Origin of the sequence: Streptomyces sp. NPDC028635 (assembly GCF_040637635.1) — a bacterium.
Taxonomy (GTDB): domain Bacteria; phylum Actinomycetota; class Actinomycetes; order Streptomycetales; family Streptomycetaceae; genus Streptomyces.
The window spans coordinates 23,485-39,704 of record NZ_JBEZWX010000019.1; the positions used below are offsets into that span (position 1 = coordinate 23,485).

The window sequence follows — 16,220 nt, forward strand, 5'->3', positions numbered from 1 at the left end:
CCGCACGCGTGAGGCGTCACTCGGGCAGCGTGGGCTCGAGGGTCTCGCGCGCCTTGGGCAGGATCTTGTCGATGTAGTCCTGGACGGCGGTGTCCAGACCGATGTCGTGCTGGGCCCGCTCGGACAGGTACCAGCGGTGCTCCAGCAGCTCGTGGTAGATCTCCGCCGGGTCCATGGTGCCGCGCAGTTGCGGCGGTACGGCCCGCACGGTGGGCCGGAACACGTCCCGCACCCAGCGGTGCGCGAGCACCTCCGGGCGGGTGGAGAGCGGGTCGCCCGGGGTGTGGTCGTCCTGGGTGGCCATCCAGCTCTCGAGATCGTTCAGCAGCCGCCGCGCCTGGTTCTCCTCGGCGTCCAGGCCGGTGAGCCGCAGCAACTGCCGCTGGTGGTGGCCCGCGTCCACGACCTTCGGCACGAACGTGACGGAGTCGCCGTGCGGGTTGTGCTCGATCTGCATCTCGGCCACGTCGAAACCGAGGTCGTTGAGCCGGCGGATGCGGCGCTCGATGTAGTGGTACTTGCCCGCCGGGTACACCGACGTGCGGGTCAGCTCCTGCCACAGCTCCCCGTAGCGGGCGCAGATCTCGGTGCCGAACTCGACCGGGTCCACGGACGGGTGGAGCGCCCCGGACGCCTCCAGGTCGAGCAGCTCGCCGCTGATGTTGACCCGGGCCAGATCGAGGTCGTAGTCGCGCTGGCCGGGGCTCAGCCGCGGGTGCAGCTCGCCGGTCTCGGCGTCCACCAGATAGGCGGCGTACGCGCCCGCGTCCCGCCGGAAGAGCGTGTTGGACAGCGAGCAGTCGCCCCACGCGAACCCGGCCAGGTGCAGCCGCACCAGCAGCACCGCGAGGGCGTCCATCAGGCGGTGCATGGTCGCCGGCCGCATCGTCGTCTCGAACATCGACCGGTACGGCAGGGAGCCGCGCAGGTGGCGCGTGATCAGCACCGGTTCGAGCGGTGCGCCCGAGGCGTCGGTGCGCCCGGTCACCACGCCCAGCGCGTCCACGGCGGGAATGGCGAGCCGGTCCAGGTCGCGCAGCAGCTCGTACTCGCGCAGCGCGGGCCGCTCGGCCAGCTCCTTGACGGCGATGACCTCGTCGCCGGCCCGGGCATAGCGCACGACGTGCCGGGAGATGCCGCGGGGGAGCGGCACGAGGAACTCCTCGGGCCACTCCTCCAGGGGCAGCTGCCACGGCAGTTCGAGCAGGAGCGCGGGATGCTCGGGGTTGGTGGCGCTGATCTGCAAAGCCATGGGCAGAGCCTAAGCGGAGGCGCAGCGCCGCGGGGACGGCCGGGGCGCCGCGCGGACGGCTGTGCCATGCCGTGCGGGCGACAGGCGGAGTCCTCGCCGCGGCCCGCACGGCCCTGCTCGGCGTGCGCACGGCGCGCTCGCTGCGCGCCGGCGGGCGGTCGGGTGGCCCGGATCGGGCCGCCTACGCGGCCCGTTCCCACGCCTGCTGGGCGGCCGCCGCCATGCCGCCCCGGAGCACCGGCCCGTGGCCCGGCAGCAGGACGTCGGCCTCCAGGCCCTTGATGATCTCCAGGGAGGCCACCGCTTCGGCCCGCTCGTGGTGGAACATGTCCGGCAGCAGCTGCGGTCCCGTCGCACGCGAGGTGGGGTGGCCGCTGACCAGCGCGTCACCGGAGATCAGGACACCGGTCCCGGGCAGGTGGAAGACGCAGTGGCCGTCGGTGTGCCCCGGTGTGTGCACGGGCACGGGCCGGCCGGGCAGGTCCAGCGCACCGGTGCCGGGGAAGGCGGCGGGAGCGGTGACGGGGTGCTGCTCGGTGCCGCCGGAGCGCAGCGCGTGCACCATCCACGGCAGCACGCCGGGCCGCCAGGCGTTGCGCAGCACCTCGCCGACGGTGACCTGCTGGAGGAAGTCCCGGCGGGCGTGGGGCACTTCGGCCTCGTGCAGATAGACCGGTGTGCCGTGGGCGGCCCGCAGGTACTCGGCCGAACCCAGGTGGTCGTTGTGGGCGTGGGTGATCAGCACGGCCGCCACGGCCTGCGGTGCGCTGCCGACCTGGGCCAGGGAGTCCAGCACCAGCTGCCGGTCGCCGGGATAGCCCGTGTCGACGAGCGTCACGGCGTCGCCGTCCTTGAGGATCACCCAGTTGGTGTTGGAGCCGTGCACCAGGTAGGTGCCGTCGGCGACTTGGCGTACGTCCGCTCGCATGTGTCCGTCCCCCGTGTGAGGTCGCTGGCCGTCGGCGCACAGCAAAGCAGATCATGGGGAGGGCGCGGAGAGCGGGCCGCCTTCAGCGGACGCCGTGCGGGCGGAACTGGATGCTGATGCGCGGTCCCGTGGCCCGGGTGGACTTGGGGATGCAGTGCTCCCACGTCCGCTGGCAGGAGCCGCCCATCACGATCAGGTCGCCGTGGCCCAGGGGCCGGCGGACCGCGGCGCCACCGCCGTGCACCGGGCGCAGCAGCAGGTCGCGGGGGGCGCCCACGGACAGGATCGCGACCATCGTGTCCTCCCGTGAACCCCGGCCGATCCGGTCGCCGTGCCAGGCGACGCTGTCGCGGCCGTCGCGGTAGAAGCACAGTCCGGCGGTCGTGAACGGCTCGCCCAGCTCCTCGAGGTAGTGGGCGGACAGCCGGTCGCGGGCCTCGGTGAGCACCGGGTGGGGGAGCGGGTCGTCCGCGCCGTAGAACGACAGCAGCCGGGGGACGTCGACGACCTGGTCGTACATCTTTCGCCGCTCCGCGCGCCAGGGGACCTCGGCGGCGAGCTGTTCGAACAGGGCGTCCGCGCCGGTCAGCCAGCCCGGCAGCACGTCGATCCACGCGCCGGAGCCCAGCTCGGTGCGCCGGATCCCGTCGAGGGAGCCGAGGCGCAGCTCGTCGGTCTGGTCGAACAGGGAGCCCTGGAGGTGCGTGGCCATGGCTCCAGCGTAACCCCGAATCGAAAATATGTTCCATGTGATCGCCGGTGCCGTGCAGGCCCTTTCGATACATCGATGTATCGGATACATTCGCGTATCGAACGAGCGACCCGTGGCGGCGAGCGGAGGCGGCGGTGGTGACGGAGGACACGACTCGCCGGGTCACCCGGCGGCGGGTGCGCACGCGGGCCAAGCTGCTGGACGCGGCGTTCGCCGTGTTCGCCGCCAAGGGCTTCGGGCGGGTCTCGATCGAGGAGGTCTGCGAGGCCGCCGGTTACAGCCGCGGCGCCTTCTACTCCAACTTCTCCAGCCTGGACGAGCTGTTCTTCGCGCTGTACGAGCAGCGCGCCGACCTGATCGCCGAGCAGGTCGCGGGCGCCCTCGCCCAGGACGGTCCCGACCTCGACGTGGCCGCCTCGGTCGACCGGGTCACCGAGGTGCTCCTGCTCGACGTGGACTGGCTGCTGGTCAAGACGGACTTCCTGGTGCACGCCGCCCGCGCCCCGCAGGTCGCCCGCACCCTGCTCGAACACCGCGCGCGGCTGCGGCGGGCCATCGCCGGCCGGCTGGCCCGTGCCACCGCGCACACCCCGCTGCCCGCCCTCCTCGGTGACGCCGACGGCGCCGCACACGCCGTGGTCGCCGCCTACGACGGCGTCACCACCCAACTGCTGCTGGACAAGGACGTCGAGCACGCCCGCGCCTGGCTCAAGCAACTCCTCACCGCGCTGCTCACGGACGGCAGCGCGACCCCCCGACCCTGAAGGGAACGCGGATGGACGCGGACGTCATCGTCGTCGGAGCCGGACTCGCCGGCCTGGTCGCGGCGCACGAACTGACCAGCAGGGGCAGGCGCGTCGCCCTCGTCGACCAGGAGAACGCGGCCAACCTCGGCGGGCAGGCGTTCTGGTCCTTCGGCGGACTGTTCCTCGTCGACACACCCGAGCAGCGGCGCCTCGGCGTCACGGACTCCTTCGACCTCGCCTGGAACGACTGGCAGGGCAGCGCACGCTTCGACCGGCTCGCCGACGAGGACTCCTGGGCGGTGCGCTGGGCCCGCGCCTACGTCGAGTGGGCGGCGGGGGAGAAGCGGTCCTGGCTCACCGGGCACGGCATCGAACTGCTGCCCACGGTCGGCTGGGCCGAGCGCGGCGACCTGCGCGCCGACGGCCACGGCAACTCCGTACCCCGTTTCCACATCGCCTGGGGCACCGGCACCGGCGTCGTCGAACCCTTCGTCGACCACGCCCGCCAGGCCGCGCGCGACGGCCTGCTCACCTTCCACCACCGCCACCGCGTCGACGAACTCGTCATCGACGGCGGTGCGGCCCGCGGCGTGCGCGGCAAGCTGCTCGCCGACGACGACGCACCGCGCGGTGTCGCCTCCAGCCGCGACGAGACGGGCGACTTCGAGCTCACCGCCCAGGCCGTGATCGTCACCACCGGCGGCATCGGCGCCAACCACGACATCGTGCGCCGCTACTGGCCCGAGCGGCTCGGCACCCCGCCCGCCGAGATGGTCACCGGCGTGCCCGCCTACGTCGACGGCCGCATGCTCGACATCAGCGCCCAGGCCGGGGTGCGGCTGGTCAACCGCGACCGTATGTGGCACTACACCGAGGGCCTGCGGAACTGGAGCCCGATCTGGCCGGGCCACGGCATCCGCATCCTGCCCGGCCCGTCCTCGCTGTGGTTCGACGCCCTCGGCCGCCGTCTGCCCGACCCATGCCTGCCCGGCTACGACACCCTCAGCACCCTGAAGCACCTGCGCACCACCGAGGACATCGCCGCGTACGACCACTCCTGGTTCATCCTCACCCGGAAGATCGTCGAGAAGGAGTTCGCGCTGTCGGGCTCCGAGCAGAACCCCGACATCACCGCCAAGGACAAGGGCGCCGTGCTGCGCGACCGCCTGCTCGGCAAGGGCGCGCCCGGCCCGGTCGCCGACTTCCTGCGGCACGGCGCGGACTTCGTCGTCGCCGACACGCTGGAGCGGCTGGTGGAGAAGATGAACGGCCTCACCGACAAGCCGCTGCTCGACGCCGGCACGATCCGCCGCCAGATCGAGGCACGGGACCTGCAGATCGCCAACCCCTACAGCAAGGACGCCCAGGTGCAGGGCATCCGCAACGCCCGCCGGTACATCGGCGACCGCCTCGGCCGCGTCGCCACCCCGCACCGCGTCCTCGACCCGGCGGCCGGCCCGCTCATCGGCGTCAAGCTGCACATCCTGACCCGCAAGACCCTCGGCGGCATCCAGACCGACCTCGACTCGCGCGCCCTGGGCCAGGACGGCACGCCGATCGACGGACTGTACGCGGCCGGTGAGGTGGCCGGCTTCGGCGGCGGAGGCGTCCACGGCTACAACGCGCTGGAGGGCACGTTCCTCGGGGGCTGCCTGTTCTCGGGGCGCGCCGCGGGGCGGGCGGCGGCGGTGCAGACCGCGTGACGTCCCGGATCGTGTGGACCGCGTCACGTCCGGGACCGTGCGGACCGCGTCACGTCCCAGATACAGTGCAGAGCGCGTGACGACCGGGTCCTGAGCCGCCCGAGCCCTACCGCTTTCCCTTCAGCAGCCCGAGCAGGACAGCGGCGTGGGACTCGCCGGGCGCCTTCGAGGCGGTCAGCAGCGTGACCCGTCCGCGGCGGGTCAACGTGCGGAGGTGGTCGAGCAGTTCGGCCGCCTCCGGCTCCGCCAGCTCCGCCTCGTAGCGCTGCCGGAACTCCTCGTAGGAGCCCTCGCCGGCGTGGTACCAGCGGCGCAGCTCCGTCGACGGGGTCAGCGCCTTCGGCCACTCGTCCACGCGCGCGGCGTCCTTCGCCAGGCCGCGCGGCCAGAGCCGGTCGACGAGGACGCGGACGCCGTCGTCCGGCTCCGGGGGGTCGTACACGCGACGCACGCGGACGCTCATCGGCGGGCCTTTCTGCGGGGGCGGTCGCTGCGAGCGTAATCCGGGCCGTCCGGACGACGCCGTACGACGTGGCCTGAACGAGGGGCGACCGGGCGGCCCGCGCCTCCTACGCTGAGGCCCGGTTGATCACCCGGCACCCCACAAGGAGCGCACGTGAGCCGATCCCGGCAGCCCGCCAGACGCACCGCCTTCCTCAGCCGTTCCCGGCAGTCCACCGGACGCACCGCCTTCCTCAGCCGTTCCCGGCAGTCCGCCGGACGCACCGCCCCGCGAAAGCGGACCGCGGTGCTTGCCACCGTCCCCTTCGCCCTCGCCGCCCTCCTGGCCACCGCCACGCCCGCCGCGGCAGGAACGACCGGGAGCGCGGGGGTCGGCGACCCCTATTTCCCGCTCGCCGGCAACGGCGGCTACCACGTACGCCACTACGATCTGACGCTGCGTTACGACATCCGCGGTCGCCACCTCGACGGCCGTGCGGTTCTCTCCGCACGCGCCACGCAGCCGCTGACCCGGTTCGACCTGGACCTGACCGGCCTGACGGTCACCGGCGTCACCGTCGACCACGCCCGGGCCACCTACCGGCGCGACGGCCAGGAACTCGTCGTCACGCCGCGCCACGCCCTGCGCACCGGGCAGCGGTTCCGCGTCACCGTCACCTACAACGGCGTCCCGAAGCCGGTCACCGACCCGGACGGATCCCCCGACGGCTGGATCCCCACGGACGACGGGGCGTTCGTCGCCGGGGAGCCGCAGGGCGCCATGACGTGGTTCCCGGGCAACAACCACCCCTTGGACAAGGCGTCGTACGACTTCACCCTCACCGTGCCCCAGGGGCGCACCGCCGTCGCCAACGGCGTCCTGCTCGGCACGCGCACCGCCCGCGGCGCCACCACCTTCCGCTGGCATCAGGCCGAGCCCATGGCCGCCTACCTGGCCACCGCCACCATCGGCGCGTTCAAGGTGCGGCAGTACACCACCCGCGACGGCATCCGCGTCTACGACGCCGTCGACCCGAGGGAGGCCGGTGCCGCCGAGCCCGTGCTGAAGCGGCTGCCGGAGGTCCTGTCCTGGGAGAGCCGAATCTTCGGGCCGTACCCCTTCCGGGCCGCGGGCTCGATCGTCGACCACGCGCCGGACGTCGGCTACGCGCTGGAGACACAGACCCGTCCCGTATATGACTCCGCGCCCGACGTCGACACCCTCGTGCACGAGTCGGCCCACCAGTGGTTCGGCGACTCCGTCTCGCTCACCAGCTGGAAAGACATCTGGCTGAACGAGGGCTTCGCGACCTACGCGTCCTGGCTCTACGACGAGCAGCACGGCGGCCCGAGCGCCCAGCGGACCTTCGACTCGCTCTACGCCCGCCCGGCGAGCGACCCGCTGTGGGCTTATCCGCCCGCCGACCCCGGCAGCGGCGCCCGCATCTTCGGCACCCCCGTCTACGCACGCGGCGCCATGGCCCTGCAGGTCCTGCGCCGGGCCGTCGGAGACCGCGCCTTTTGGCGCGTCCTGCGCGGCTGGGCGGGCGAGCACCGCTACGGCCACGGTACGACCGCCGGCTTCGTCGCCCTCACCGAGCGCCTGACCGGCAAGAACGTGGACGCCCTGCTCCACACCTGGCTCTACGCCCCGGGCAAACCGGCCCGGCCCTGACCGCGGTGACCTCCCTGGTTTCCCGTGCGCCCCTCGGGTACTCCGTCGGCCTGAACGGCTCACAGGGAGGTCCTGCCATGCACCAAGGGGACGACCTGCCGGTCGTGCGCTCGCTCGCCGAACTCACCGGTCTCGTGGACGGCAACCGGCGGCTGTACGTGCGCTGGTCCAAGGGGCCGCGGACCGACCTCGGCAAGGTCTCCAGCACCGACGAGCTCACGGGCGTCCCCATGCCGGGCCTGTCAGCCAACCCGCTCGACGTCGAGGAGTGGTGGGAGGGCCGCCCGCTCCGGCTCTGGGTGGCGCGCCGGCTGTACGACTACGCTCATCTGCCGCACGAGAAAGGGCCCGGCATCCGGCCCTGGGTGCTGCAGGGGCACGAGACGGGACGAGGTCCGGACAACGAGCCCTTGGTCGTCGAGGTCCAGCCGATGTGCTGGATCGACCCCGCCGTGATCGACGAGGCCCGCACCGAGGTGGACAGGCAGCGCCGCGACTGGGGTCCGCTGGACCGCACCGGCCGCGGCCGTGCTCCCTCCTGAGAGGCGACGCGGGCCGCGGCCGCGGAATCCGACCGCATGCGGACGGCCGCCGCCGTGGCCGCCGTCCGTTCCGGGCCCTATCCGGACCTGCGGCTGCCCGCCCGGCGCCGCAGTCGGCGGCGTTCCGTCTCGCTGGTGCCGCCCCACACGCCTATCGTCTGGTCGCTGTCCAGCGCGAACCGCAGGCACGGCTCCTGGACCGGGCAGCCCCGGCACACCGCCTTCGCCTGCTCGGTCTGGACCAGCGACGGCCCGGTGGTGCCGATCGGGAAGAAGAGGTCGGGGTCCTCGTGGCGGCATGCGGCGTGCTCTCGCCAGTTGTGCATCAGAAGTCACCTTCGATTGCATCGATGGGTCGCGTGGGCTTGCGGTTGATTCGCTCGCCTTCGGGTCACCTGTCGATGCTGGGGTGAAACACCCCATTATTCCTTGCCCGTTGGGACGCGCTACCCCGACGGGGTACCGCAGGTCAGCCGCGCAGCGCCGCGGCGGCCGTCTCCGCCACCGCGTCGGCGACCGCGGCCAGCGCGGGGGAGTCCAGCCGCCACTGCTGCCAGTACAGGGGGACATCAACCGTCCGTCCTGGCGCCAGTTCCACCAGGCGCCCCGCGCGCAGCAGCGGCCCGGCCTGCGCCTCGGGCACCATGCCCCAGCCGAGCCCGGCGGCGACCGACTCGGCGAACCCCTCCGACGTCGGCACGTGGTGCCGCAGCGCGCTCGCCGCGCCACGGCCGCCGCGCAACCGCCGTACGAATCCGTCCTGGAAGTCGTCGCGCCGGTCGAAGACGATCACCGGCGCCTCGGTGAGGACGTCGGCCAGCGGACCGTGCGTCAGATGCCGTGCGGCGAAGGCGGGGGCCGCCACCGGCAGATAGCGCATCCGGCCGAGGAACCGCACCGAGCAGCCGGGCACGGCGTCGGCGGAGGACGTCACCGCCGCCATCACCAGCCCCTCGCGCAGCAGGGCCGCCGTGTGGTCCTCGTCCTCGCGGCGCAGCTCGAAGCAGAGCCCCAGCTCATCGGGCACCCGGGTGAGCGCGCCGAGGAACCAGGTGGCCAGCGAGTCCGCGTTCACCGCCACCGGCACCCGCACCGGCTCCCCGGCGCCGCTGAGTCCCAGCTCGGCGTGGGCGTCCCGCTCCAGCCGGGCCACCTGCCGGGCGAGCCGCACGAGCACCGCCCCCGACTCGGTGGGCCGCACCGGCTTGGTGCGCAGCAGCAGGACACGCCCGGTGCGCTGCTCGAGGGCCTTGACCCGCTGGCTGACCGCCGAGGGCGTCACGTGCAGGGCGGCCGCCGCCGCGTCGAACGTGCCCTCGTCGACCACCGCGAGCAGTGTGCGCACCTGGTCGAGGGGAAGCTCCGCGGTCATCGCACCATCACGTGAGCTAATGATACGTAAGAATCTTCAGCTGTACGCGCAGTGATCGCTTCCGTAGCGTCGAGGGCATGCCCAGCTCACTCACCGCCGCCGCCGCGGGTTTCGGCACCGGCCTGTCGCTCATCGTCGCCATCGGAGCCCAGAACGCCTTCGTCCTGCGCCAGGGGATCCGCCGGGACGCGGTCCTCGCCGTCGTCGGCATCTGCGCCCTGTCGGACGCGCTGCTCATCGCCCTCGGGGTGGGTGGCGTGGGCGCCGTGGTGGTGGCCTGGCCGGGCGCGCTGACGGCGGTCGGCTGGATCGGCGGCGCGTTCCTGCTGGGCTACGGCCTCCTCGCCGCGCGGCGGGTGCTGAAGCCGGGGGCGCTCCGGGCGGAGGGCGAGGCGTCGGGCTCACGCCGTCGCGCGGTGCTCACCTGTCTGGCGATGACCTGGCTCAACCCGCACGTCTACCTCGACACCGTCTTCCTGCTCGGCTCCATCGCCGCCGACCGCGGCCCGCTGCGCTGGACCTTCGGCCTCGGGGCCGCGCTCGCCAGCCTGTGCTGGTTCGCCGCCCTCGGCTTCGGTGCCCGCCTGCTGAGCCGGCACCTCGCCCGCCCGGCGGCCTGGCGGGTCCTGGACGCCCTGGTCGCCGCCACGATGCTCACGCTGGGGGTGTCCCTGATCGCCGGCAGCTGACCCGGTCGCCGGTCACCCGGCCGGGCGCACAGCGGGTGCTGCGATAGTGAACCCTGGCAACAAAAAGATGTAGCGACCATCCAGGGACCCCGTGGACACCAGCGAGAGCACCACCGAAGAGAAGGACGAGCCGCGCACGGCGGCCCCGGCGCCGCACGTGCGTACGGGCTGGCGCCGATGGGCGATGGACACGCGTCCCCTGCGCCGCCCGGCCTACCGGCGCCTGTGGTCCTCGACCATCGTCACGGCCGTCGGCAGCCAGCTCACCGCCGTGGCCGTGCCCAAGCAGATCTACGACATCACCGGCTCCTCGGCCTGGGTCGGCTACGCGGGCCTCGCCGGCCTGGTGCCGATGGTGGTGTTCGCGCTGTGGGGCGGTGCGGTCGCCGACACCATGGACCGGCGCCGGCTGCTGCTGGTCACCAACGCCGGTATCGCGGTCACCTCGGTGCTGTTCTGGGTGCAGGCCGCCGTCGGACTGGACTCCGTGGGCGTGCTCATGGTGCTGCTCGCACTCCAGCAGGCGTTTTTCGGCCTCAACTCGCCCGCCCGCAACGCCTCCATCGCACGTCTCGTCCCCGCCGACGAGCTGCCCGCCGCCAACGCGCTCGGTTCGACGGTCATGCAGACCGGCCTGGTCGCCGGGCCGCTGCTCGCGGGCGCGCTGATCCCCGTCATCGGCCTGCCCGAGCTGTATCTCCTCGACGCCCTCGCGCTGTGCGTCACGCTGTGGGCGGTGTTCCGGCTGCCGGCGCTGCCGCCGCTCGGACAGGCCGCGGCCCGGCGCGCGGGCGTGCGCCAGATAGCGGAGGGCTTCCGCTACATCTCCGGGCACAAGGTGCTGCTGCTGTCCTTCCTCGCCGACATCGTGGCGATGGTCCTCGGCATGCCCCGCGCCCTGTTCCCGCAGCTCGCCGACCAGACCTACGCCTCCTACGGCGAGGGTCTCGCCCTCGGCCTGCTGTTCGCCGCGATCCCGGTGGGTGCGGTGCTCGGCGGGCTGTTCTCCGGCACGTTCTCCCGCGCCCGCCGGCACGGCTGGATGGTGATCGGTGCCGTCGTCGCCTGGGGCGCGGCGATCACCGGCTTCGGGCTGAGCGGCAATCTGTGGCTCGCGGTGCTGTTCCTGGCGGCGGCGGGGCTCGCCGACATGATCTCCATGGTCTTCCGCGGGGCGATCCTGCTCTCCGCCGCCACCGACGAGATGCGCGGCCGGATGCAGGGCGTGTTCACGGTCGTGGTCGCGGGCGGCCCCCGCCTGGCAGACGTCCTGCACGGCACGGCGGGCTCGGCCTTCGGTCCGCGCACGGCGGTGGCGGGCGGCGGCCTGCTCGTCGTCACGGTCATGCTCCTGCTGGCCACGACGATGCCGGCGCTGCGGCGTTACCGGATCTGACGGCCGAGTACCGCGCCGAGAGGCACCGGCCGGACGGTGGGGGGACGCGGGACAGCGCCGAGAGGCTCCGGTCGGATGGTGGGGGAACGCCGGACAGGCCGAGAGGCACCGGTCGGATGACGGCGGGACGCAGGGCCGGGGCCGGGCGCGCCACACCGCACCCGCGCGGCATCCGCCCGGCCGTCCCCCGCTCCGACCCGGCCGTCCCCGCTCCGACCCGGCCGTCCCCGCTCCGACCCGGCCGTCCCCCGCTCCGACCCGGCCGTCCCGATCCGGCCCGGTCGTCCCTCGGCCCCGTCGCGCCTCGGCCCCGCGCGCGTCGCGCGGACACCGGTCGCGCGGACCGAGCGGCAGCGCGTCCGCGGCCGCCCGCACCTGCGGGGGCCGCGCCGCCGGCAGGACCGGGGCTGGACCGCCCGAGCCCGCGCTGGAGGCCGGATCGCCTCTTACCCGCGGACCTAGCGGGAGCGCCGCATGGAGTACTGCTCCATCAGCTTGTTGCGGGTCGTCTCCAGCCGGTGGGCCAGGATCTCGGCGACGATGCGCATGAGCGACAAGCCGAGCGCGGGTTCCTCCTCGCACAGCCGCAGCACCGGCTGCGCCTGGAACTCGTAGGCGCGCACCGGGCTGAAGGCCTCCGAGCCGAAGTCCCACTGGTACGGCGGGAACAGCCAGGACCAGCCGAGCAGGTCGCCCGCGCCCAGGGAGGCGACGGTGACCCGCTGGATCGACGTCACCTGCTGGGTCAGGGAGACCGATCCGGAGCGGATGACCCAGAAGCGGTCGGCCCGTCCGCCCGCCTCGAAGATATGGGTGTCCTCGGGGAAGGACACCTCATGGGCGAGTTCCATGAGGTGCCGACGCTGGGGCGGGGGCAGAGCGGTCAGCAGTTTCGTCGCTTTGGTCATCAGGCGGGGCTCCTCGCCGGCGATGGTTCCGGTGCTTTCCCTACGCCCATTTCAGCCGCTGCCGGGCCGACAGGCACCTCGGCGGACGGCGTAAGTCCACGGCACGATCGGCGGACGCCGGTGCGCGGGCATGAAGAAGCCCTGGCTGGACGGGGGAAACCAGCCAGGGCCGTAAAGGGTGGTGTACGGAGGACTACGAGGGTCGACCCCGTCACCACGTATGGATGAACCGTAAACCATCTCCGGTGCAGATGCCCAACCGAAACCCGGTCACGTGACCTGTTTCACTTCACCACCCGGACGGTCCCCAGCTCCGGGTCACCGGGATCGGGAAGGTACATCCCCGCCGCCAGTCCCGTGCGCAGATAGCGCAGCACCGGCTCGGTCAGCCGCTCGCCGGGCAGCACCGCCGGGATGCCCGGCGGATACGGCGTGATCATCTCGGCCGCGGTGCGCCCCGCCGCCTCGGCGACCGGCACATCCTCCGCGGGCCCGAAGAACGCGTCACGCGGCAGCGCCACCTGTTCCAGCCGCAGCTCACGCGGCGACGGCACCTCCACCTGCGGCGCGCCCCGCAGCTCCGGCGCGACCCGCGCCAGCTCCTTGAGCGCGGACAGCAGCTCTCCGGTCGTCCGGCGATCGTCCCCGTGCGTGATCTGCGCGCCGATCCGCCGGTGGTCGACCAGATGCATCTCCACCTCGCGGTGCTCGCGCAGCCAGTCCGCCGCCCGGTACCCGGTGACACCGAGCCCCGCGAGGTCGATGATCGTCGGCAGCGGGTCGAAGTCGACGGCGAGAGAGGAGCCGCAGAAGTCGTCCCGGTCGTTGACGTGCAGCCCGCCGATCTCCTCGATGGCCTCGCGCACCTCGGCGGCCAGCTCCAGCGCACCGCCCATGAGCTCGCGGCCGTGCAGCGCCATCTGCCGCCGCCAGCCGTCCAGGCCCGCGTAGATCAGCACCGACGGACTGGTGGTGCTCAGCAGGTCCGAGCGGTTCTTCAGCAGCTGCGGCGGCACGAGGTCGCCCTGCACATGGAAGACCGAGCCCTGCTCCAGACCGCTGCCCATCTTGTGGATGCTCGTCACGCAGATGTCGGCGCCCGAGTCCATCGCCCAGGACGGCAGATCCGGGTGGAAGGGGAGATGGGCGCCCCATGCCTCGTCCACGATCAGCGGCACGCCCCGGTCGTGGCACACCTGCGCGAGGGCGCGCAGGTCCGCGCAGGCGCCGTACGGAGTCGGCGAGGTCACCAGCGCGCCCTTGGCGTCCGGGTGCGCCGCGAAGGCCCGGGCGAAGTCCTCGGTCCCCGGCGGGTGCGCCAGATGCCGCTCGGCGTCCCAGCGCGGTTCCACCCACACGGGCTCGACCCCGGACAGGACCAGCCCCGACACCACCGACTTGTGCGCGTCCCGCCCGATCAGGAGCTTCTCGTGCGGCCCCGCCACCGACAGCATGGCGGCCTTCACGGACAGGGAACTGCCGCAGGTGGTGAAGAACGTGTGCTCGGCGTGCACCGCGTCGGCCATCAGCTTCTCGGCCCGCTCCAGCACCTGCCCGCGGGTCAGCCGGTCGTCCAGCCCGCCGGCCGCCAGGACGTCACCGAGGAACACCGCGTCCCCCAGCACCTCCCGTACGGCCGGGTCGGCGCCGCGGGCCTGCTTGTGGCCCGGCGGGGTGAACGACAGACGGCCCCGGCGACGGTAGTCCACCAGGGCGTCCAGAACGGGTGCTCGCGCGTGATCGGCAGACATGGGCGCCGGGTTCCCGTACCCGCGACGGGCAACCCGGCGCACCCGGGTGATCAGTCCGGTTTCGCGTGCGCGCCGGGCGTGACGATCTCGTCCAGCACCCGCAGCACCACCTCGTACGCCACGCCGCGCACCGCGGCCTCCGAGACCCCGCTCTCCGTCTCCCCTCGCCCTTCCGCTTCCTCGCTGCGGGCCCGCCAGCCGCGCGCCTCCTCGGCGGCGCAGGCCCGGGCGCGCTGGATCCGTCGCAACAGCTCGTCTGAGTCCACGACATCGGTCATGCCGTTCGACTACCCCGCCCCGACGCGTCGATGACGGAGCGGCCGCACGCGTCGAGGACGGTGCATGCCCGAAACGCCAGGTTTGCCGCGGCCGGGAGAGGTCAGCCGGAGTACAAGGGTCCGCACCCCGCGGACACCGGGGATCCCCGGGCGGTGCGACGCCCCCGGCGGACCCGGTCGGCCGGATCCGGCCGTGCACGCGGCGCCGGCCCGGCCGGTGCACGCGGCACCGGGGCGCCGGACCAATGGACCACCCGACCCGGACGAGCGCGCCGGCCCTTCACCGAACGCGCCAGGGACCACTGTGAGGGAGCGAGGATGACCGCGGAGTACGCCATCGACCCCCTGGAGGCAGGGAGCCCGGAGACAGGCAGCTGCGAGCAGTGCGGAGCCTGCTGCCCGGCCGATGTCCGCGCGGCCGTGCGCCGCGCCGTCGACCGGCGCTGCCGGGCCACGGGAGCGCACTGCGACGCCGAAGCGCTCTCGGACGCGCTGCTCGTCGCCTCGGAGCTGACGTCCAACGCCATCCTGCACGGCGGCGGGGTCACCGACTACGCCGTGGACCTCGTCTCCGGGGGAGTACGGGTGTCCGTGTGCGACCGCAGCCGGCGGCTGCCCATGACGACGGCACCCGTCGGCACCGACGGACGGCGCAGGGTCGGCGGCCGCGGCTGGCCCATCGTGTGCCGGCTCGCCCGAGACGTGCACGTCAGCGACCTGCCCGCGGGCGGCAAGCGGATCACGGCCGAGGTGCCCGTCTTCGCGTGACCTCCTTCCGGCGAGGTCCCGCAGCCCATCTCGCCGGCCGTGTTTGCTGCCGGAGTGGAGGGGCACACGCAGTTTCGTGCTTCGGACCGGAGGCGCGTCAGCGGGAGCGGTATGGCCGCCCAGATGCCTGACGGCGAACCGGACGGCAAGGCCACCCCTCCCGCGGTAAGTCCCTGAGATCACCTGTCAGGAGCGAATCCGCATCATGCTGAGCGACATGTCGACAAGCCGACCCGGCACGGACGTCCGACCCACCACGTCCCCGGGGCGGTCCCACGACGACGCCCCCGACACCGTGGAGGCGTTCGCCCGTCTCGCCGCGCTGGAGGACGGCCCCGAGCGCGAGGCCCTGCGCGACGAGCTCGTCACCGCCTGGCTGCCCATGGCCCACCGCATCGCCGGTCGCTTCCGCGACCGCGGCGAGTCGCTGGAGGACCTGCGCCAGGTGGCCGCGCTGGGCCTGGTGAAGGCCATCGACCGCTACGACCCGAGCCGCGGCGCCTTCGAGAGCTACGCCGTGCCCACCATCACCGGCGAGGTCAAGCGTCACTTCCGCGACCGGATGTGGGCGCTGCGCGTGCCCCGCCGGGTGCAGGAGCTGCGCAACAAGGTACGGCTCGCCCGCCGCGACCTCACCCAGAGCCCCGGATCCCCCGAGCCCTCCGTCGCCGACATCGCCGCCCACACCGGACTGACCGAGGACGAGGTCAACGCCGGTCTCGAGGCCCTGGACAGCTTCAGCACGCTGTCCCTGGACGCCGAGGTGTCCGCCGACGACGACGGCTACAGCCTCGCCGACACCCTCGGCGCACCGGACGGCTCCTACGACATCGTCATCGACCGCGAGTCCGCCAAGGAGGGCCTGCGCCACCTGCCGGAACGCGAACGCGCCATCCTCTACATGCGCTTCTTCGAGGACATGACGCAGAGCCGTATCGCCGACTGCCTCGGCATCTCCCAGATGCACGTCTCACGGCTGATCAGCCGCAGCTGCGCCCGGGTCCGCGAGGAGGCCATGGGCCGGCGCCACGGCCGCCCGGGCCCCGCTCCCCGCTGAGC

17 protein-coding genes are annotated in these 16,220 nt (G+C 73.2%); 8 read left to right on the top strand and 9 right to left on the bottom strand.

Translation table 11 applies throughout. The features are described 5' to 3' along the window. Window positions 1-16 precede the first annotated feature (16 nt). The 3 genes from AB0E88_RS20980 to AB0E88_RS20990 form a co-directional block, all read right to left on the bottom strand. Window positions 17-1,252: a DUF4032 domain-containing protein gene (locus AB0E88_RS20980; RefSeq protein ID WP_361632454.1), complete on the bottom strand. Its 1,236-nt coding sequence runs from the start codon at window positions 1,250-1,252 to the stop codon at window positions 17-19. 181 nt (window positions 1,253-1,433) lie between these two features. Next, complete coding sequence (locus tag AB0E88_RS20985) at window positions 1,434-2,180, bottom strand: MBL fold metallo-hydrolase (protein WP_361632456.1); 747 nt, start codon at window positions 2,178-2,180, stop codon at window positions 1,434-1,436. Window positions 2,181-2,262: 82 nt separating this feature from the next. Further along, complete coding sequence (locus AB0E88_RS20990; protein WP_361632458.1) at window positions 2,263-2,892, bottom strand: alpha-ketoglutarate-dependent dioxygenase AlkB; 630 nt, start codon at window positions 2,890-2,892, stop codon at window positions 2,263-2,265. Window positions 2,893-3,026: 134 nt separating this feature from the next. Here AB0E88_RS20990 and AB0E88_RS20995 point away from each other — a divergent pair, with 134 nt between their 5' ends. Both AB0E88_RS20995 and AB0E88_RS21000 read left to right on the top strand, forming a co-directional pair. Then, window positions 3,027-3,656, top strand: a complete 630-nt coding sequence (locus AB0E88_RS20995; protein ID WP_361632460.1) for a TetR/AcrR family transcriptional regulator — start codon at window positions 3,027-3,029, stop codon at window positions 3,654-3,656. An 11-nt stretch (window positions 3,657-3,667) separates the two neighbouring features. Further along, complete coding sequence (locus AB0E88_RS21000) at window positions 3,668-5,341, top strand: FAD-binding dehydrogenase (protein ID WP_361632462.1); 1,674 nt, start codon at window positions 3,668-3,670, stop codon at window positions 5,339-5,341. Between the two features lie 106 nt (window positions 5,342-5,447). Here the strand turns inward: AB0E88_RS21000 and AB0E88_RS21005 are convergent, their stop codons facing one another. Further along, window positions 5,448-5,804, bottom strand: coding sequence for a DUF488 family protein (locus tag AB0E88_RS21005; protein WP_361632464.1), 357 nt, complete (start codon window positions 5,802-5,804; stop codon window positions 5,448-5,450). A 285-nt stretch (window positions 5,805-6,089) separates the two neighbouring features. On the opposite strand from AB0E88_RS21005, the gene AB0E88_RS21010 reads away from it, so the two are divergent. After that, entirely contained in the window at window positions 6,090-7,457 is a 1,368-nt protein-coding gene (locus AB0E88_RS21010) for a M1 family metallopeptidase (protein WP_361632627.1), read from the top strand. A gap of 77 nt (window positions 7,458-7,534) precedes the next feature. Further along, window positions 7,535-7,999 (top strand): DUF6098 family protein, encoded by a 465-nt coding sequence (locus AB0E88_RS21015; RefSeq protein ID WP_361632466.1) that lies wholly within the window; start codon window positions 7,535-7,537, stop codon window positions 7,997-7,999. A 77-nt stretch (window positions 8,000-8,076) separates the two neighbouring features. Here the strand turns inward: AB0E88_RS21015 and AB0E88_RS21020 are convergent, their stop codons facing one another. Both AB0E88_RS21020 and AB0E88_RS21025 read right to left on the bottom strand, forming a co-directional pair. Then, window positions 8,077-8,325 (bottom strand): WhiB family transcriptional regulator, encoded by a 249-nt coding sequence (locus AB0E88_RS21020; protein ID WP_361632468.1) that lies wholly within the window; start codon window positions 8,323-8,325, stop codon window positions 8,077-8,079. 143 nt (window positions 8,326-8,468) lie between these two features. Continuing rightward, complete coding sequence (locus tag AB0E88_RS21025) at window positions 8,469-9,371, bottom strand: LysR family transcriptional regulator ArgP (RefSeq protein WP_361632470.1); 903 nt, start codon at window positions 9,369-9,371, stop codon at window positions 8,469-8,471. Between the two features lie 77 nt (window positions 9,372-9,448). Between AB0E88_RS21025 and AB0E88_RS21030 the strand changes: the two genes are divergently transcribed. Both AB0E88_RS21030 and AB0E88_RS21035 read left to right on the top strand, forming a co-directional pair. Next, a complete protein-coding gene (locus AB0E88_RS21030) occupies window positions 9,449-10,060 on the top strand; it encodes a LysE/ArgO family amino acid transporter (RefSeq protein WP_361632471.1) in 612 nt (203 codons plus the stop codon). Window positions 10,061-10,151: 91 nt separating this feature from the next. Beyond that, the gene (locus AB0E88_RS21035) at window positions 10,152-11,456 is read left to right on the top strand and encodes an MFS transporter (RefSeq protein WP_361632473.1); all 1,305 of its coding nucleotides are present in this window, start codon (window positions 10,152-10,154) and stop codon (window positions 11,454-11,456) included. A 458-nt stretch (window positions 11,457-11,914) separates the two neighbouring features. Here the strand turns inward: AB0E88_RS21035 and AB0E88_RS21040 are convergent, their stop codons facing one another. The 3 genes from AB0E88_RS21040 to AB0E88_RS21050 form a co-directional block, all read right to left on the bottom strand. Beyond that, window positions 11,915-12,364, bottom strand: coding sequence for a cyclic nucleotide-binding domain-containing protein (locus AB0E88_RS21040; RefSeq protein ID WP_361632475.1), 450 nt, complete (start codon window positions 12,362-12,364; stop codon window positions 11,915-11,917). 284 nt (window positions 12,365-12,648) lie between these two features. Then, window positions 12,649-14,115 carry an aminotransferase class I/II-fold pyridoxal phosphate-dependent enzyme gene (locus AB0E88_RS21045; RefSeq protein WP_361632477.1) on the bottom strand — a complete coding sequence of 489 codons (1,467 nt, stop codon included), beginning with the start codon at window positions 14,113-14,115 and terminating at the stop codon, window positions 12,649-12,651. A gap of 50 nt (window positions 14,116-14,165) precedes the next feature. Beyond that, window positions 14,166-14,393 (bottom strand): hypothetical protein, encoded by a 228-nt coding sequence (locus AB0E88_RS21050; RefSeq protein ID WP_361632479.1) that lies wholly within the window; start codon window positions 14,391-14,393, stop codon window positions 14,166-14,168. A 318-nt stretch (window positions 14,394-14,711) separates the two neighbouring features. Here AB0E88_RS21050 and AB0E88_RS21055 point away from each other — a divergent pair, with 318 nt between their 5' ends. Both AB0E88_RS21055 and AB0E88_RS21060 read left to right on the top strand, forming a co-directional pair. Further along, entirely contained in the window at window positions 14,712-15,161 is a 450-nt protein-coding gene (locus tag AB0E88_RS21055) for an ATP-binding protein (protein ID WP_361632481.1), read from the top strand. Between the two features lie 205 nt (window positions 15,162-15,366). Beyond that, entirely contained in the window at window positions 15,367-16,218 is an 852-nt protein-coding gene (locus AB0E88_RS21060) for a SigB/SigF/SigG family RNA polymerase sigma factor (RefSeq protein WP_361632483.1), read from the top strand. Window positions 16,219-16,220 lie beyond the last annotated feature (2 nt).

What these genes read in the sequence shown, in the direction of transcription:
- AB0E88_RS20990 (WP_361632458.1), bottom strand. Translation starts at nt 2,892, where the DNA reads ATGGCCACGCACCTCCAGGGCTCCCTGTTCGACCAGACCGACGAGCTG.
- AB0E88_RS20980 (WP_361632454.1), bottom strand. Translation starts at nt 1,252, where the DNA reads ATGGCTTTGCAGATCAGCGCCACCAACCCCGAGCATCCCGCGCTCCTG.
- AB0E88_RS21005 (WP_361632464.1), bottom strand. Translation starts at nt 5,804, where the DNA reads ATGAGCGTCCGCGTGCGTCGCGTGTACGACCCCCCGGAGCCGGACGAC.
- AB0E88_RS20985 (WP_361632456.1), bottom strand. Translation starts at nt 2,180, where the DNA reads ATGCGAGCGGACGTACGCCAAGTCGCCGACGGCACCTACCTGGTGCAC.
- AB0E88_RS21000 (WP_361632462.1), top strand. Translation starts at nt 3,668, where the DNA reads ATGGACGCGGACGTCATCGTCGTCGGAGCCGGACTCGCCGGCCTGGTC.
- AB0E88_RS21025 (WP_361632470.1), bottom strand. Translation starts at nt 9,371, where the DNA reads ATGACCGCGGAGCTTCCCCTCGACCAGGTGCGCACACTGCTCGCGGTG.
- AB0E88_RS21040 (WP_361632475.1), bottom strand. Translation starts at nt 12,364, where the DNA reads ATGACCAAAGCGACGAAACTGCTGACCGCTCTGCCCCCGCCCCAGCGT.
- AB0E88_RS21030 (WP_361632471.1), top strand. Translation starts at nt 9,449, where the DNA reads ATGCCCAGCTCACTCACCGCCGCCGCCGCGGGTTTCGGCACCGGCCTG.
- AB0E88_RS21055 (WP_361632481.1), top strand. Translation starts at nt 14,712, where the DNA reads ATGACCGCGGAGTACGCCATCGACCCCCTGGAGGCAGGGAGCCCGGAG.
- AB0E88_RS21045 (WP_361632477.1), bottom strand. Translation starts at nt 14,115, where the DNA reads ATGTCTGCCGATCACGCGCGAGCACCCGTTCTGGACGCCCTGGTGGAC.
- AB0E88_RS21015 (WP_361632466.1), top strand. Translation starts at nt 7,535, where the DNA reads ATGCACCAAGGGGACGACCTGCCGGTCGTGCGCTCGCTCGCCGAACTC.
- AB0E88_RS21020 (WP_361632468.1), bottom strand. Translation starts at nt 8,325, where the DNA reads ATGCACAACTGGCGAGAGCACGCCGCATGCCGCCACGAGGACCCCGAC.
- AB0E88_RS21050 (WP_361632479.1), bottom strand. Translation starts at nt 14,393, where the DNA reads ATGACCGATGTCGTGGACTCAGACGAGCTGTTGCGACGGATCCAGCGC.
- AB0E88_RS21060 (WP_361632483.1), top strand. Translation starts at nt 15,367, where the DNA reads ATGCTGAGCGACATGTCGACAAGCCGACCCGGCACGGACGTCCGACCC.